The organism is Microbulbifer sp. TYP-18 (genome assembly GCF_040932045.1).
Taxonomy (GTDB): Bacteria; Pseudomonadota; Gammaproteobacteria; order Pseudomonadales; family Cellvibrionaceae; genus Microbulbifer.
Genome location: NZ_JBFRBC010000001.1, coordinates 313,531 through 329,004, shown reverse-complemented (window position 1 = coordinate 329,004; position 15,474 = coordinate 313,531). Strand labels below are relative to the sequence as shown.

At 52.6% G+C, this 15,474-nt stretch carries 12 protein-coding genes; 7 read left to right on the top strand and 5 right to left on the bottom strand.

Annotated features, from left to right (window positions below; genetic code table 11):
• Positions 1-46: 46 nt before the first annotated feature.
• The 3 genes from ABVT36_RS01260 to ABVT36_RS01250 form a co-directional block, all read right to left on the bottom strand.
• A complete protein-coding gene (locus ABVT36_RS01260; protein WP_368454886.1) occupies positions 47-565 on the bottom strand; it encodes a GNAT family N-acetyltransferase in 519 nt (172 codons plus the stop codon).
• A gap of 220 nt (positions 566-785) precedes the next feature.
• Positions 786-1,286 carry a GrpB family protein gene (locus ABVT36_RS01255; RefSeq protein WP_368454885.1) on the bottom strand — a complete coding sequence of 167 codons (501 nt, stop codon included), beginning with the start codon at positions 1,284-1,286 and terminating at the stop codon, positions 786-788.
• A 168-nt stretch (positions 1,287-1,454) separates the two neighbouring features.
• Positions 1,455-1,994, bottom strand: a complete 540-nt coding sequence (locus ABVT36_RS01250) for a hypothetical protein (protein ID WP_368454884.1) — start codon at positions 1,992-1,994, stop codon at positions 1,455-1,457.
• A 683-nt stretch (positions 1,995-2,677) separates the two neighbouring features.
• On the opposite strand from ABVT36_RS01250, the gene argS reads away from it, so the two are divergent.
• Complete coding sequence (argS, locus tag ABVT36_RS01245) at positions 2,678-4,414, top strand: arginine--tRNA ligase (protein WP_368454883.1); 1,737 nt, start codon at positions 2,678-2,680, stop codon at positions 4,412-4,414.
• Between the two features lie 42 nt (positions 4,415-4,456).
• Here the strand turns inward: argS and ABVT36_RS01240 are convergent, their stop codons facing one another.
• Both ABVT36_RS01240 and ABVT36_RS01235 read right to left on the bottom strand, forming a co-directional pair.
• Positions 4,457-4,780: a DUF2007 domain-containing protein gene (locus ABVT36_RS01240; RefSeq protein ID WP_368454882.1), complete on the bottom strand. Its 324-nt coding sequence runs from the start codon at positions 4,778-4,780 to the stop codon at positions 4,457-4,459.
• A gap of 530 nt (positions 4,781-5,310) precedes the next feature.
• Positions 5,311-7,029, bottom strand: a complete 1,719-nt coding sequence (locus ABVT36_RS01235; protein WP_368454881.1) for a diguanylate cyclase — start codon at positions 7,027-7,029, stop codon at positions 5,311-5,313.
• A gap of 603 nt (positions 7,030-7,632) precedes the next feature.
• Between ABVT36_RS01235 and gcvP the strand changes: the two genes are divergently transcribed.
• From gcvP to ABVT36_RS01205, 6 genes are all read left to right on the top strand, one after another.
• Positions 7,633-10,521, top strand: a complete 2,889-nt coding sequence (gcvP, locus tag ABVT36_RS01230; RefSeq protein WP_368454880.1) for an aminomethyl-transferring glycine dehydrogenase — start codon at positions 7,633-7,635, stop codon at positions 10,519-10,521.
• Between the two features lie 627 nt (positions 10,522-11,148).
• Complete coding sequence (locus tag ABVT36_RS01225; RefSeq protein WP_368454879.1) at positions 11,149-11,439, top strand: hypothetical protein; 291 nt, start codon at positions 11,149-11,151, stop codon at positions 11,437-11,439.
• A gap of 84 nt (positions 11,440-11,523) precedes the next feature.
• On the top strand, positions 11,524-11,925 hold the full coding sequence (locus tag ABVT36_RS01220; protein WP_368454878.1) for a hypothetical protein: 402 nt from the start codon (positions 11,524-11,526) through the stop codon (positions 11,923-11,925).
• A 67-nt stretch (positions 11,926-11,992) separates the two neighbouring features.
• Entirely contained in the window at positions 11,993-12,565 is a 573-nt protein-coding gene (locus tag ABVT36_RS01215; RefSeq protein ID WP_368454877.1) for a hypothetical protein, read from the top strand.
• A gap of 147 nt (positions 12,566-12,712) precedes the next feature.
• Entirely contained in the window at positions 12,713-12,931 is a 219-nt protein-coding gene (locus ABVT36_RS01210) for a hypothetical protein (protein WP_368454876.1), read from the top strand.
• A 974-nt stretch (positions 12,932-13,905) separates the two neighbouring features.
• Entirely contained in the window at positions 13,906-14,328 is a 423-nt protein-coding gene (locus tag ABVT36_RS01205; protein ID WP_368454875.1) for a hypothetical protein, read from the top strand.
• The last annotated feature ends 1,146 nt before the right edge of the window (positions 14,329-15,474 follow it).

The window sequence follows — 15,474 nt, the reverse complement described above, 5'->3', positions numbered from 1 at the left end:
ACCAGGCGAAGAGCTAAGAACCAAGTTAGCCTGGTACATTTTTCGCCTACAATTTAACTCTATAAATATTTAGATTCTGAAGCTTACCATTAATCTCCATATAGTTTGGGACTGAATTTATGTGGTTGGCTCCAGCCCTTTCAGCAACCGCAATACTTGCCTTATTTTCATCGAGACACATGATTTTTATACTGGAAAGGCCCTGGTCCTTAAGTATTTTACCTACAGCGATTATAGCCTTAGAAATAATTCCATTCCCCCGCGCGGCTTCTGTAAGCCAATATCCTATTTCGGCTTCCAACAACTGGTAGCATGTAGACTTGACCCCAAAGATCCCCACAATTGCATGCTTTTGTTTAATTTTAAACCAACTTGCTCCCGGTTCACCACTATTTATACGTTTCATAATGTAGTTTTTAGCTGTTTCCTTATCTTTTACTTTTCCCACCCAATATAAGGATTGCTCAAGAAAGGTTCTATTTTCATCAATCACCGAATAAAGAACCCCTGCATCTCTTATGGATAGCGGTTCAAGCATGATCTCGTCAGATATTTTGATATTCATACTGGCATTTATCCGAAAATCAGAAGCATGCATAAAATCCACTCTATTTTTCTATCCAAACTTCTGTCCACATTGTCAGCAGCTAGACGCCTATCATTAAAAACAAATGAAACATTTAAAATTGCAATTAAGTTCAGTGTTATTTGTGTTTTTTGAAACAGAAAGCAGAATGCGAAGATCGCAAATTAAGCGCACAAAGTAAACCTTCGACTCGTTAGCTTTATTGGCAATCGCTTGATAGCACTCTTTGAATAAACGGCCATTTCTTTTCGGTATATGCTTCCCTATCATATGCCAGATCCTTTGCAAGCTGTCGCTTTAGGGCACTATACTCATCCGCAATAGTTTTATTACGCCTAAGTATATTTCTAAATCTAATACGCTCTATCCATAGATCACTCTTATACGGAACAAGATGCAAATGGTGTGTCCTGTAATCCGGAGCAGGCTTGCAGAACCAGTGCATAATTTCGGGCTTATAAGGATAGTAGCAGTAGCCATTATTTGAAAGTACTGGGATGGCTTCTTTTGAGCTAACGAGATCTTCTACCCCAAACATAATATCTATAACTGGTTTTGCCAACATGCCTGGAACAGCCGTGCTCCCCACATGCTCTATTTTACCAATCAGCCATCGGCCAATTTTTTCTTCGAGAAAATATTTTTCCTTTTCGAAGGCATTAATCCACTTATGACTGTATTCTTCTAACTGAATTTTCATACCAAATAAATTGAGCCAATAACGTCGCAATGAAAAACAAGATCTTAAAGCCTGATCCTTATTTATTAATTATTGATCTAAATCTGAAACACAATTTTGAACCGAACCCCGCACTGCAGGTTAGTGCAACAATAACCCAAAACCCATAAGCTACAGCATCGCCGACCTTTACACAGCTTCTCGTGGGCGCCCAAGTGCCGCAGCCGATAATGCACACCCTGCAAATACAATAATATGTGGAATATAAATAGTGTGTGCAGCGGTATACGCTGAGTACAAAGCGAACTCGCAGGTAATAAATGCAACTACAGAGGTTATCCATGGATTAACTTTTAAAAGCTTGGCTGCAGCCAGTATGAGCACGAAAACAAGTACGCCATACCCTAAGAGCTGCGTGACAAAAATATCCCAAAGTAAAAAACTACGACCAGAAATAAAATTTGCAATCGTCTCGGGTATAGCAATTGCTGCGGAGTATCCAGTTAGTATAACCCCAAGATACGCAGTAATTAGCCCGATCAACACGCCGGCAACTGTACTCTTCACTCTTCCCCCTGAATCCCCAACCTTTGAATAGTGGTTACACCAATCACTATTATGCTCATTGTTCTCTCGAATGCAATTATGCGCCATAACTATCAAAATGCCGCTGCGGATCAAGCAAATATATAAAACTAGCACTAATGCGCCATATAGGAGAATAATCATGCCGACCAGTATCCCAATAGCCAGCCCAGAGTTTAGCCTTCTGCATTTATGATTATTTGGTGAAATAAATCGCTGGGCTTAACCAGCAGTCATAATGATTAAAACCCCTCGTCTCACTTGGTCATTTCATTTGTAAAGCTGTGCCCATAACCCAGCGCCGCTCCTTTATGGCCGACACCTCTATATGGTTGCACTCTCTCTATATGGTAGGTGCTCTTGCAGCTGCTATTTTTGACGAGCATCCGGCAGCTCCAACGTATACTGGGTAAAGCAGTTCCCCGCGAGGGGTATTAAGCCACACGCCCGGATCGTCGAATCCATGCCTCCCGGCTGCGTGAGCAGAGCCCTTTGGTGGGTTTCGCTGCGGCTCTGGTCATAGGGGTAAAATACCTCCAGCGGAGCGCTGTCCGGAGTCAGGTGGCCGCCCTGGGTGTGCTTCCCTGCCCGACTCCTTTCAGGAGGCCCTGCCCGCGTGGGATCGCCCCTATGCCGCCAACCCGGGCCTGGAAGGGTCCCGGAAGGCTTATCAGCAGGCGATAACAGTACCCTGCCCGCTTCAATGCCACCCCTTTTTTAGCCTATGATACCGCTGCACTCGAGCGGTCACGGGGGCGCCGGCTTGCAAAGCCATGCCCCTCCCTTAAAATCGCGCCTTCCCAGACACCAAAGCAACGCTGTTTCCCATGAATATTCGCCAGCTCCTATCTGACAAATTCCACGCCGCCATGTTGGCCGCCGGCGCTCCATCTGAGTGCGACCCGACGGTGGCACCGTCCAAGCGCCCTGAGTTTGGCGATTACCAGGCCAACGGCGCCATGGCGGCCGCCAAGCGGATGGGTTGTGCCCCCCGCGAACTGGCGACCCGAATTGTGGAGAAGCTGGATAAGGGGGAAATGATCGACCGGGTGGAGATCGCCGGCCCGGGGTTTATCAATATCCACCTGAGTGATTCCTGGCTGGCGGACAGCCTGGGTGCAGCGGCGGCGGACAAGCGCCTGAACATCCCCCCGGAGGACAAGCCGCAGACCATCGTCATCGACTACTCCCACCCCAATCTGGCCAAGGAAATGCACGTCGGCCACCTGCGCACCACGATTATTGGTGACGCCCTGGCGCGATTGCTGGAATTCCAGGGCCACAGGGTTATCCGCCAGAACCATATGGGTGACTGGGGCACCCAATTCGGTATGCTGCTGGCCCACCTGGCGGACAAGCTGGAAAGCAGCGATGCCGAGGTCGCCCTGGCCGACCTGGAAACTTTCTACCGCGAGGCCAAGGTCCGCTTTGATGAAGAGGAGGGCTTTGCCGACCGGGCGCGGGAGTATGTGGTCAAGCTGCAGGGCGGCGACCCCGAGTGCCGGAAACTGTGGCAACAGTTTATCGATATCTCCATCAGCCACAGCGAGGAGATCTACCGCAAGCTCAATGTCACCCTGAAACGAGGCGACATCTACAGTGAAAGCCGCTACAACGACGACCTGCCGGTTCTGGTGAAACAACTGCTGGATGCGGGTATCGCAGTGGAGGACCAGGGCGCAATCGTGGTGTTCCTGGAGGAGATGGCGGACAAGGAGGGCAACCCCAGCGCAATGATTATTCAGAAACGCGGTGGCGGCTACCTCTATTCCACCACCGACCTGGCGGCCATCCGCTACCGCGCCGGCAAACTCAAGGCGGACCGGATTCTCTATGTGGTGGATGCCCGGCAGTCACTGCACCTGCAACAGGCGTTCACCGCTGCGCGCAAAGCGCATTTTCTGCCCCCATCGGTAACACTGGAGCACTGCGCCTTCGGCACCATGATGGGCGCAGACGGCAAGCCGTTCAAAACCCGCACCGGCGGCACCGTCAAGCTGGCGGAGCTGCTGGACGAAGCCGTCGAGCGCGCGGAAAAACTGGTGGCGGAGAAAAATCCCGACCTGGACAGTGGGGCCCGGAGGGAAATCGGCCGCGCGGTCGGTATAGGTGCGGTCAAGTACGCAGACCTGAGCAAGACCCGCACCAACGACTATGTGTTCAACTGGGAGGCGATGCTGAGTTTCGACGGCAACACGGCCCCCTACCTCCAGTACGCCTATACCCGGGTGCGCAGTATCTTCCGCCGCGCCGCTGTGGAGCCGGATCAGCTGAGCGGCCGGATAATCCTGGGCACAGCGGAAGAGAGGGCGCTGGCTCTCAGGCTCTGCCAATTTGGGGAAATCCTGCAGCAGGTGGCCCGGGATACTTTCCCCCATGTGCTCTGCACTTACCTCTATGAACTGGCCAGCGTCTATATGGCTTTTTACGAGGTCTGCCCGGTCCTCAAGGAGGGTGTCCCCGCGGAATTGCGCCAGAGCCGGCTGCGGCTGTGCGACCTGGTCGCCCGCACCCTGGCCACAGGTCTCGACTTGCTGGGTATAGAAGTACTGGAACAGATGTAGCAGAACGACCGGGGCCTTAGCCCGGCCCGCAGAAGAGCATTTTCAGGCGATATCGGCGGAGGGGGGAAAACCGGAGGTCTCGGGCATATTGGTGGTGCTGAGGTCCGGTGTCATTGTCACCAGCCCGGCCACCAGTTCCGAAGGGGTCAGGTCCCGGGGCTCCTCACGCAGTATTTCCTGCAGCAGCCGCCAAGCCGTATCGAACTGGCGATCGTCCAATACCCAGAGTTCCGTGCACCAGTCCGGCTCCCCCTGGCCGTGGGCCGATTTTTTTTGCGTGATCGCCGAGATCCCCGCTTTTTCAAGCAGGTTGTGGAGGTGGCTGACCATCAGCTGGTCACTGGCGATAAAAACCCTCTGCGCCATGACGAAACTTTCCCCTAGTCTCTGTTGCCCCCCGGTAACCTTCACGGTTTCCAGGGGGTACCTTTCAGACTAGATCAGCGACGCCGATTGCGCGACTTCGCCGCCGATAAAGATTGACAGAAATCCCCAAACCGGGCTGAGAAAAACCAGGGGGGCTTTTTTACAACCTGCAAAACCCGCGATTGCGCCTGAACGCGGAAGATTCAGGAGCGGTATTCCAGCTGGCGAGGGTCCATCGAAGGGGCTCTAAAAAAGCTATAAAGCTATGGAACCGGGGGCCAGGCTTCAGCGTTTCGATGGGGTATCTACCGGCGGCGGCAGCACCGGAAGAAACAGCCCCGACCGACACCTAACAGGTTGTTGAAAAAGGCATCCTGCCTGTTTCAAAACACGAAAAGCGAAAAATGTGAATTTCACTTTTCTCCCAAAATCAACGACTTAGACGTCGTCGATTTTGCCGGAACATCCATATTCCGGTACCAGGCGTCGAAATTCTGCGAATTTCAACAGCCTGCTAGGGCCTGTTGGCCCTAACCCGTCTCACTGCCCGCGGCAAATTCCAGCCGGCCGGCCGTGGTGCTTCCATCCGGCGGGGTTTCGTCTTCCGCCAGTTCCGGTGAAAATAACCGATAGCTGTTTTTACCGCCACGCTTGGCGTGGTACATGGCAATATCGGCATTGTCCATCGCCTGCTCCAGGGTCGCCCCGTGGACGGGAATAGCCACCACTCCGATGCTCAGGGTAACCTGCACCAGACTCTCGCCGATGCGAATGGGCTCGGCGACGATGCTTAACATCTTTTCCGCCAGCGCCACGTAGATGCCGTCATTGCCCAGGTCACGAACGAAGACACAGAATTCATCCCCCCCGAGTCGGGCAACCACACTGTCCGCCCGCATCACACCAGACAGGCGCCTGGCCACGATGCGCAGCAGTTCGTCGCCCCCCTGGTGCCCCAGGGAATCGTTGACCTTTTTAAAGTCGTCCAGGTCGATAAAGAAGAGGTAGCCACCCCCCCGCTGGTAGGCGCAATCCTGCAAAAACTGATTTAACTCTTCGATAATGCAGTGGCGGTTAGCGAGCCCGGTGAGCGCATCGCGCATGGCCATGCGCTCCAGCTCGGCCGTGTTCTGCGACACAATTTGCTGCATCACCTCCAGCTGGTCGCACACCGAAAGCACCATGTAATCGAGCACCTCTATTTCATCCAGGCGGTTGTGGTATTTGTTCACCGGCTCCACCAGATTGCGCACCGCCTCGAATTTGCCGTCGCTGAGCAGCGGAAGCGCTCCCGCCAGGCGTCGCAAACGCAGGATCGGCAGCCACAACATCATCATTACGGCGCCAATAAACACCAGGGTACCGATCACCGAAAGCAGCACCAGTTTGCGCAGCGATGCATCGATATGATCCATCTGCGCCGTCACATCGTCGACGATCACAAACCGGGCGCCGCCGCTGTCCCCATCGATAACCGGGAAGGTCTGCACGTCGTAACTGCGGCCATCATCCAATGGATAACTGCCGGAAAGGCGCGGCCCCGGCATAGCGGCTTGCCCGGCCGCAAACCGGCGCAGGAGCGGCAACACCGTCTCCTGTGAGGTGAGCGCAAGCACCTGGCGATGCCACTGCTGCAGGTACAGATCCCCCTCGACCTTTTCCCGCGGCTGCCTGGCGGACAGAATGCCGATATCGGATCCGGTGGTTTCCCGAAAGGCGGACAACTCGCTGGACAGAGAGCGGTCCACCTGGAGGGTCAGATCCGTGCCGTCACCGGCCACAACCGGCACCACCAAGCTCTGCACACAGGTGTCCGCACAGTGAATACTACTGAGGGGCCGGCCACCGATCACCACCTCCTGCACCTGCGCCGCGCTCAGGCGGCGGCTGGGCCTTCCCCAGGACACCAATTGCCCGCCCGAGCCGGAGTAGAGACTCAGGGATGCCAGGTTCCAGGTATGGCGCAGATAGTCCCACTGTCGATCAAAAATCCCGCGCAGACTGTCCGCATCCGCAGCCCTGTCTCCGTGCCAGAGAACAAACAACTGAGTGAGCCGGGTGAGATCCTCGCGGGCCCTGTGCCGCAGGCCCGCGACCTGGTGCTGGTAGGCCAGGTGGCGGTCAGTGCGGTTCTTTTCCACCAGCGATTTCAGGCTGTCTACCCCCATCAGGGTCAGAAAAAGACAAATCGCCAGCACCAGCAGTAGCAGACAGATAGTCGCCTTCACCCGCAAACTGTATAAACGCATCGTCCTGAATACTCCGGCCCCGTTGTTGCAGGCCCCGCTAAACTTTCGACGGTCCGGTTCCATCCGCATCCGTCACCTCCAATTTTTACCGGCGAAACTGCTAAAGCAGCCGCCAAAAGTACATTCGCAGGCCCCCGCCATCCCCGGGGCGGCGGGCCCCGTGTCGCGCATTCCAGTGCCGCCGCCGGCCACCGGGATACAGGCGCTGCGCGAAAAACCTGTGTGTATAACGTCGGACCGGCATTCTTCCAGAATAAAATTACGTCACGCCGAAAACAACAGCATAAGTGTCACAAATTCAGACACTTAAAAGCACATTGTTTCGCAATCCACGACAGATTGCCCCTCTTGTAACCGGTTGTTAAGATGCGCCCGGCCCGAGCCGGCCCACAATAGGTCCCAGCGCCGCTATTGCGCCGCACCCGGCCTCGAAGGACTGAGTCCGCCCGCCGATCACCGGGGCCAGCCAGCATCATCCCCGAGCGGGAAGCGCTGGCCGGGCGAGCCACGCCGCTACCTTCACAATCGGTTTTACCGGCGTTCGACAGCGGCGGTTGGCTCTATTCCAGCGACTTATCCCTGCGACTACAGGAACCGAAGTTTATGACCCAGCGAACTCTTCAGCAGTTGGAACAGCACGACGCCTTCATCCACCGTCATATCGGCCCCGACGAGCAGCAGGTCAGAGAGATGCTGGAGACCCTCGGCGTGGCCAGCCTCGACCAACTGCTTGAGAAAACCGTTCCAGCCGCGATCCGCGACGACCACCTGGATCTCGCCGACCCGGTCAGCGAAGAGGAGGCCCTGGCGGAGCTTCATTCCCTGGCGCAGCGCAACAAAATTTACCGCACCTTTATCGGCATGGGCTACCACGACACCATTACACCCAATGTCATACTGCGCAATCTGCTGGAAAATCCCGGCTGGTACACCGCCTATACCCCATACCAGCCGGAGATAGCCCAGGGCCGCCTGGAGGGGCTGCTGAACTTCCAGCAGATGGTCATGGATCTCACCGGCATGGAACTCGCCAACGCCTCCATGCTGGATGAAGGCACCGCCGCCGCGGAAGCCATGGCCATGTGCAAGCGCCAGGTAAAGCGCAACAAGAGCAATGTGTTCTTTGTCGATGCCGACTGCCATCCGCAGACCATCGCAATAGTCCAGACCCGCGCCGAACACTTTGGCTTTGAAGTCGTCGTGGGCTCGGTGGACACAGACCTGCCGGCCGAACTGTTCGGCGCCTTGCTGCAGTATCCCGGCTCCACCGGAGAGGTGCGCGACCTGACCGACATCATCGCCAAAGTGCACCAGGCCAACGGCCTGGTCACCGTGGCCACAGACCTTATGGGCCTGGTTGCGCTCAAGCCTCCCGGTGAAATGGGCGCAGACGTGGTGGTCGGCTGCAATCAGCGCTTCGGTATTCCCATGGGCTACGGCGGTCCCCACGCCGGCTTCTTCGCCTTCCGCGAAGCCTTCAAGCGTTCGGCGCCGGGGCGGATCATCGGCGTGTCGGTGGACAGCAAGGGCCGGCGCGCTCTGCGTATGGCCATGCAGACCCGCGAGCAGCACATCCGGCGCGAAAAGGCCAACTCCAACATTTGCACCTCCCAGGTACTGCTGGCAGTAATGAGCGCCTGTTACGCCATCTACCACGGGCCGGAGGGGCTCAAGACCATCGCCGCGCGCATCCAGCGCCTGACCGACATCCTCGCCACCGGCCTCACCAGGGAAGGCTTCAACCTGGCCCAGGATACCTGGTTCGACACCTTGAACATCACCGTGGGCGACAAGCAGGCGGAAATCTACCAGCGCGCCCTCGAGGCCCGGATCAACCTGCGCAAAGTGGGCGACGACGCACTGGGAGTCAGCCTGCACGAAACCGCCTCGCTGCAGGATGTCTCCGACCTTCTCGACGCCTTTACCGGCACCGCGCACGGGCTCGACCTGCAGGCGCTGGACAGTGAAATTGCCACCAAGGGCCCCCTGGGCGTGCCCGCCGCCCTGGTGCGCAGCAGCGACTTCCTCACCCACCCGGTGTTCAACAGCTACCACTCAGAAACCGAAATGCTGCGCTACCTCAAAACCCTGGAAAGCCGGGATATAGCGCTCAACCACTCCATGATTCCGCTGGGCTCCTGCACCATGAAGCTCAACGCCACCGCGGAAATGATCCCGGTGACCTGGCCCGAGTTCGGCAAGCTGCACCCCTTCGCGCCCGCCGACCAGGCCCAGGGCTACGCCGAAATGTTCTCCCAGCTGCAGCGGATGCTCGCCGCCTGCACCGGCTACGACGCCGTCAGCCTGCAACCCAACGCCGGCTCCCAGGGCGAGTACGCCGGCCTGATCGCGATCAAGAAATACTTTGCAGCCAGGGGCGAAACCCAGCGCGATATCTGCCTGATCCCCGCCTCGGCCCACGGCACCAACCCCGCCTCCGCCATGATGGTGAGCATGAAAGTGGTGGTGGTCGCCTGCGATGACAAAGGCAACGTGGACATGGCCGACCTCAAGGCCAAGGTGGACGAACACCGGGACCGGATCGCCGCACTGATGGTCACCTACCCCTCCACCCACGGCGTGTTCGAAGAAGGAATTCGCGACATCTGCGACCTGATCCACAGTGCTGGTGGCCAGGTTTACATAGACGGCGCCAACATGAACGCCCTGATCGGTGTGGCCGCACCCGGCAGGTTCGGCGGCGATGTCTCCCATCTCAACCTGCACAAAACCTTCTGTATTCCCCATGGCGGCGGCGGCCCCGGCATGGGCCCCATCGCCGTCGGCGAACACCTAAAACCCTTCCTCGCCAGCCACCCGGTCATCGGCATAGCGGGCACCGACCCCGGCAATGGCACCATTTCGGCGGCGCCCTGGGGCTCCGCCAGTATTCTTCCCATCAGCTGGATGTACATCAGGATGATGGGACGGAGCGGCATGAGGCGCGCCACCGAGATAGCGATTCTCAATGCCAACTATGTGGCCAGGCGCCTGTCCGAACACTATTCCCTGCTCTATACCGGCGCCAACGGCTTTGTTGCCCACGAGTGCCTGGTGGACCTGCGGCCCCTCAAGGACATCAGCGGCATCACCGAGGAAGACATTGCCAAGCGCCTGATGGATTTTGGCTTTCATGCCCCCACCATGTCTTTCCCCGTTGCCGGCACCCTGATGATCGAGCCCACCGAGAGCGAGTCCAAGGAGGAGCTGGACCGCTTTATCCTGGCCATGACCACCATCCGCCAGGAAGTGGAGGACGTGGTCAGCGGCAGCTACAGCGCCGAGGACAACCCGCTGCACAATGCCCCTCACACCCTCGAGGACGTGATGGCAGACCAGTGGCCCCACAGCTACTCCCGCGACGTCGCCGCCCGCCCGGCGCCCTGGCTGAAAGAGCACAAGGTGTGGCCCGCATCAAACCGTATCGACAATGTCTACGGCGACCGCAACCTTATCTGTTCCTGCCCGCCCCTGGAGAGCTACCTGGACTGAGCCCGGCCCTATAAGAAAAAATAAAAAAAGAAAAGGCGGCACTGGCAGGCTATTGAAATTCGAAGAATTTCGACGCCTGCTACCGGAATATGGATGTTCCGGCAAAATCGCCGATGCCTAAGTCGTTGATTTAGCGAAAAAAGTGAAAATCACATTTTTCGTTTTTCGCGTTTTGAAACAGGCAGGATGCCTTTTTCAACAACCTGCTAGCACCCTCAATAGAGGTAGGTTTTAGTGGCGCGAGCGAAGCTCACAGCGGACTGAGTCAAGAAATGGAGATCGGGACACGAGTTCATCTCGCTGAATACTGTATATACATCCACTCAAAAGATAAATTAACGCCATATCCCAGTAGCCGGCCTCATAAGTACCGACATGCCCCAGGCTCAAAAAGCCCGATTGATATTGGCTATCTGACTGATTTTATAGGATATTTGCAGAGATAACGGATGCTATAGAAGCCCCCCGGAGTTCTCATGAGTACCGAGGCTTGTTTTCCGCTGCAGGGAGCGGCCACTACCAAGGTGTAACCTTATGATTTTCATCGGTTTTTCATTCGATCAATACCGACGAAATGGGTGCTATAGACGGAATTCCGCCCAATAAGCCGTTATGTGCCATAGAGATATGGATAAACCAAGAGTTCTAGTCGAGTTTAACGAGATAGTACAAGATGAAGTCGTCTTGTTGTCACAATCCGATGAAGTTACGGATTCAGCGGGCAACTCCTTTCTTCTCAAGGAAGGCTTAGAGGTTTCTGTATATGAGTTCAATCATTACGACGGTGGCATCAAAGAATTTTTGTTTGCAGATGGCGTAGCAGAGTTAAACGAATTAAGTATAATTAGTGAGTGGAGCAAGGCAGTAAAATGGTGTTGCCGAATAAATGAAAATGGCATCACGGTTAAAAACACATAACAAGTCAGTTAACTTCGCGCCTACGGCACCAGATGCAGCTAAGCTGCACCGGTTATTGAGGTGTTATGCTTATAGGTGTTCGAGATGGAACTAAATTTTCAGTATGCTCACAATGATCATGACGAATCTGAAACTAAGCCAATTTCCGATTTACAGGAAGCACTAAAGGCATTTGATGACTTTGATTGGGAGGGCGAGGTCAAGAAAGCGAACGAGATCCAAAAATGTTCACCTACATTATCATTAATACTTGAGAGAAATAAAAATATGATTTGGGTTTCTTCCTGGGGTGAAATCCATGTGGAAGGTTTTGTATCTGAATGTTATTTTCTTGGGGTGTCCCCAATATTCCTAGGGTTTGGGAAAAAGAAAGGTACAGTTAACTTACATACTAATGACTTTTCTATGAATCAAGCTAGAGAGGCACTTTCATTATTTATTGATGGTTCTTACGAAAAGTTGAGAACATTGTACGAGAAGGCATAACAAGGTTAGCAACAGGACGCAGCAAGCTGCGCCTATTCTAACCGCGTTAAATTTGGCAAGCCCCAAGATGCCGCATGGGAAATTTGGTAAAAAAGTAATGCGAAAAATTGCCACAAGTATTTTGTTTGTTTTTACGATCTTGCCGAGCATTGTTTTTTCTCATTCGAAAGAGGATATAGCTCGGGAAATATTTATTAATGATAATGCCAAGAAGGAAATTTCGACTCTAAACGAAACCTTTGAAAATCAAAGAAAAATTTTCTTAGAGTCATATGAGCCATCATATGGAATAAATGAAGCTCATCCAGAAATTCTTGCCATGCAAGAGCAACTGTACATAGATGCAGTCGCGTCAAATGTTTTTAAGTTTGATTCAGATACGTTTGAAGAATCGTTAATTGCTGATGTGGTTTCATTGCTAACTCTCGAAGAGCTGTTGGAGTTAAGGAGAATTTATCAGCGCCCTGTATTCAAAAAATTAGAAAGTATAAATGAGTCAATGTTGAAAACCACAAAAGAATACATCGAAAAATGGAAGGAAAAAAATCAGCGTTCAGTTGAAGAATTCAAGGCAAGAAACGATAAAATTTCAATCAAACTTAAAGAGCTATTGGAGCTCCGTAAGAAGGATAAAATATAACAAGGCGTTGCAGACTGACATCTAACCAGATGTAGCCTAAGCAAGTGTCGGAACAATTACGCACTAGCAGGATGTTGATTTTGTCGCCCGGGGACATTGGCTTAGATACAATACGGAAAACTAGAACCCATAAAGGATTTCGGTTCAGTGCCCGGTTTGGATGTTATTCAGAAATCTCTTTTCACAACAGTGCAGTCGGAATCGCTTGTTCCAGCAGATCAACCCCTGAGGCCGATCAAAGCGCTCCTGAATGAGGCGATGAAGGACCTCAATGGCACCTACAGCTTCATGTTTGAGCCAAATAGGATCTATATGGCGGAGATTCTCAGTCCGCTGACCGGTGAAGCCGCAAAAAATAAAAAGTAAGGTACCCCTGAAAGCCTTGCCAAGTCCTGGGTTTCGGGCCGAAGTATTATTTGCGGCGGGGATGTCCCTAGTACCCCCAAGTAGAAGTAGGTTTTTTCGGTTCGCAGACTGTAGTGACGCGAGCGAAGCTCACAGCAGACTGACTCAAGAAATGGAGATCGGGACACGAATTCACCTCATGGAATACTGTATATGCATCTATTTAAAACGTAGGTTAACGCCATATCCCAGTAGTGAGCCTCATGAGTACCGACATGCCCGAGGCTCAAAAAGCTCGATTTATATTGGCTATCTGACTGATTTTATAGGATATTTGCAGAGATAGCGGATGCTATAAAAGCCCCCCCGGAGGTCTCATGAGCACCGAGGCTTGTTTCCCGCGGCAGGGAGCGGCCACTACCAAGGTGTAACCTTATGATTTTTATCGATTTTTCATTCGACCAATACCGAAGAACTGGACCGTATAGACGGAATTCCGCCTAATAAATTGTTATGTTTCATGAGAGCGTGAGTGGATGAAACTAATCGGAAGCAAAATGGAGAGAGATTTTCGGGAGGAACTGCAGAAATCAAATGAGCTTTTCTCTTCTCCTTCGAGGCTCCTTGATGCGCTTGAGTCTAAGGGGCACAACACTAACAATGCTTATGTTTTGCATTGGACTCCAGATCAAGGCGAAGACATATATATGATATTAATAAATGGCTCCTATTTGGTTAGTGTCGAACTAGATCGAATCAACCCAGGCGCACCTCCAATGTTTGAGCGCATAGAACTAGAAGAGTACAAGCAGGGTCTCAGTAGAATGAACCAAGTTAGGCTGTTAGTTGCACAGGACCTAGCGAGTGAAAAAACATAACAAGTCAATTAACTTCGCGCCTTCGGTGCCGGACAGCTTACACTGCGGTTCGCTCCGTTCCAGCTGCCGGTTATTGAGGCGTTAGTTTCCAGCATTAAACAAGGACATGAAATCCAGTTGAAATATTTCACAATACTGATATTCACAGGATCGCTCTTAGGGTGCAATGCCGGAAGCATAAAGCCAGAGACATTGGGTATAGGCTCAGTGGAGATTTTCCCTGATAAAAGTGTGTCTGTACTGGTCGATATCCAAAACGGTAATGTCGTAAGTGTTTCACCGGATAATTCCTCAGGAAACGTTACATTTGAATTATCAAAAATGTCGTCAGGGATGATGCTGTCGGCCACAAATACGCTAGATCAAGCTGTGAAATATGACATATACATGATCGATTACAGTGGTAAAAGACATTACACAAGCAGTTGCCCTATGATGGCTGGAGCTGGTGTATTTGAAAGCTGGCCCCATAATATCCCGGAATTAAGCATTGAAAATTTCAGAGTTCTTTCGGCTGGCGACGAACTTTCATGCCAATAGCAATGCATAACAAGGTGCTGTTTGGGGTGGCAATCCGCTGCGTTCTTTGCAACCCAAAAGCACGGTGTTACGGGCTAATCGAGCATGCTTAAAAGGAAATGCCCAAACTGCTCAAAAAAGGGCCTGAGAGTGCCGGTTCATAGCAACAATTATGTGTGTGGGGAGTGTGTCTCAATTTATCAGCGACCATGGCGGGCAAATTTCATCGAAGGAATGTTCGGATCAGCAATAGGAACTGAAGCGCCCTTTTATTTGTTCTTCTACTTTAGCTGGCTATCGGTTTTCGTGATCTTTGTCGTGTTGCCGCTGTTGGTGGATCAAGTGTTTAGAACGTTTGGTCCGATAAGATTCGGTCGCGTAAAAGATGCACTTCGTAGGTGCTCATAATAAGTTTAGGCAACATCGCTCTTTGGGGGCTGGACAGCCTAGCGGCTGCTGAATCCGATAATTGATAGAGAATAAAACAATGGATGAACTAAGAGGCCGAGCTTGGAGAAGATCCAGGACTAAAACTAAATCCCGAAAGAACAGTGCGAAAACTGAGAAGCCGTGGATTTCGGAGAAAAACTGGAAAATGATGTATACGCGCTCAGCAAAGCTACGTCGAGCTAGGCAGCTCGGTGCTGAGTACCCTAGGAGGGCTGTGCGTCAAACACTGGATATTGCGCAACTGCAGGATAAGTAAAGTATGAAGAACCTCCTGTTCATATGCAGTCGAAACCAGTGGCGTAGTCCTACGGCAGAAGCTATATGGCGAAAACACCCTGATTTCAATGCTAAGTCTGCCGGTACTAGCCCTAGGGCTAAGAAGAGTGTCAGCCCAGCGGAAATCCGTTGGGCTGACATGATATTCGTTATGGAACAAAAGCATAAAAACAGGCTTAAAGCGGAGTTCACTCGAATACTAGATCACAAGCCAATTTATGTTTTAGACATCCCTGACGAATACAAGTACATGGACCCAGAGTTAATCCGAGAGCTTGAAACTGCGATTGGGTCGTACCTGGAAAATTAGTTCCAAGATTGGTCCTTAACAAGTTGGTGTTGGTCGCCACTACTTGGCTAGGACAATTTGTAGCTGTGCCCTTTTGTGCATGGCTACGCCATAATTGCACAATGCCCACAACTACAAACTGCCTCAAATCA

What these genes read in the sequence shown, in the direction of transcription:
- ABVT36_RS01260 (WP_368454886.1), bottom strand. Translation starts at nt 565, where the DNA reads ATGAATATCAAAATATCTGACGAGATCATGCTTGAACCGCTATCCATA.
- ABVT36_RS01255 (WP_368454885.1), bottom strand. Translation starts at nt 1,286, where the DNA reads ATGAAAATTCAGTTAGAAGAATACAGTCATAAGTGGATTAATGCCTTC.
- ABVT36_RS01250 (WP_368454884.1), bottom strand. Translation starts at nt 1,994, where the DNA reads ATGATTATTCTCCTATATGGCGCATTAGTGCTAGTTTTATATATTTGC.
- argS (WP_368454883.1), top strand. Translation starts at nt 2,678, where the DNA reads ATGAATATTCGCCAGCTCCTATCTGACAAATTCCACGCCGCCATGTTG.
- ABVT36_RS01240 (WP_368454882.1), bottom strand. Translation starts at nt 4,780, where the DNA reads ATGGCGCAGAGGGTTTTTATCGCCAGTGACCAGCTGATGGTCAGCCAC.
- ABVT36_RS01235 (WP_368454881.1), bottom strand. Translation starts at nt 7,029, where the DNA reads ATGCGTTTATACAGTTTGCGGGTGAAGGCGACTATCTGTCTGCTACTG.
- gcvP (WP_368454880.1), top strand. Translation starts at nt 7,633, where the DNA reads ATGACCCAGCGAACTCTTCAGCAGTTGGAACAGCACGACGCCTTCATC.
- ABVT36_RS01225 (WP_368454879.1), top strand. Translation starts at nt 11,149, where the DNA reads ATGGATAAACCAAGAGTTCTAGTCGAGTTTAACGAGATAGTACAAGAT.
- ABVT36_RS01220 (WP_368454878.1), top strand. Translation starts at nt 11,524, where the DNA reads ATGGAACTAAATTTTCAGTATGCTCACAATGATCATGACGAATCTGAA.
- ABVT36_RS01215 (WP_368454877.1), top strand. Translation starts at nt 11,993, where the DNA reads ATGCCGCATGGGAAATTTGGTAAAAAAGTAATGCGAAAAATTGCCACA.